At 21.4% G+C, this 1,231-nt stretch carries 1 protein-coding gene; it reads left to right on the top strand.

Going from position 1 to position 1,231, the window contains the following annotated elements; genetic code table 11:
- Positions 1-1,231: pentapeptide repeat-containing protein (locus tag KJQ99_RS09390; protein ID WP_214150665.1), on the top strand; the 1,231-nt coding region annotated here is incomplete at both ends.

Raw genomic sequence — 1,231 nt, 5'->3', positions numbered from 1 at the left:
GGGAAGAATATGATGGTTCAAGAAAATTTGAAAATAAAATACAGTTTAATAAAATAAACAAATGTTGTAAATTACACTTTAAAAATTTTAATTTTGATAATATTGAAGTATCTTTTCAAGATAGTAAAGAAGAAATTGGTTCAATTATTTTTGAAAATTATACATTTAGCAAACTTCCAACAATTGATTTAAAAAATAGAAATTTAGGGATTTTTGTTTTTAATAAAATAACTTTTGAAGAGAATTTAGATTTTAGCAAGTATGAGTTTTTAACAAAAGAAGTATCTTTTAGTTTTCAAGAGTGTGTTTTTAATAATAAAATTAATTTTCAAGATATTAAAAATATTAAAAAAGATATAAATTTTAGTTATTCAAAATTTAAATTAGAAGCAAATTTTAGTGCATTAGAATTTGATGGCGATGTAGATTTTTCACATTGCGAATTTGAAAAAGAAGTTATATTTAACAATTCTTTTTTTAGAAAAAATGTAGATTTTTCTAATAGCTTTTTTTATCAAAGAGCTTATTTTCCTTGGGTAAGATTTGAAAAAATTGCTCGTTTTTATAACGCCTATTTTAAAGATATTGCTAATTTTTATTTTTCTATTTTCAAGTATATCCCTAATTTCTCAATGTGTGCATTTGAAAAAGCAAATTTAGTAAATTTAATTGGCGTTGATCTGTCTTTAATTGATATTGAAATAATTAGAGATTATATTAAGGAAATTAGCGATAAAGATAAACAAAAAAATGATAATAATAATATTTTTAAAGCATATCATTATTATTTAATACAACACTCTCAAGGTGCAAAAGATAGTTTTAGGGCTATTAAAAGTGTTTTAATAGCTCAAAATAATTTATTAGAATCTCAAAAATGGCATCAATTAGAATTATATGCTCAAGAAGTGGAATTGAGATATAGAGTAAATACTATTAATATGAATGAAGAATTAAACAAAAATTCTAATGAAGAATCTGAGATAATGTTTAAAAATAATAATAAAAATCAAGTTAAAAATAGTATTGATTTGCTTCAATTGATAATGTATAGATTTACGAGCAATCACCATAATGATTTTTTGCTTATTTTAAACTGGACTTTGGCTTTAATATGTGTGAATTATTGTTTTTATTATAGCTTTAGCATACAACTAATTTATAATAGTGATTTATTATATACATTGATAACTCCAAGTAATTATTGTTTGGTATTAACACTACTTATAGC

The organism is Campylobacter sp. 2018MI13 (assembly GCF_018501135.1).
In the GTDB taxonomy this organism is placed as follows: domain Bacteria; phylum Campylobacterota; class Campylobacteria; order Campylobacterales; family Campylobacteraceae; genus Campylobacter_E.
The sequence above is the reverse complement of the archived record's forward strand: the minus strand, read 5'-3'. Positions and strand labels throughout refer to the sequence as shown.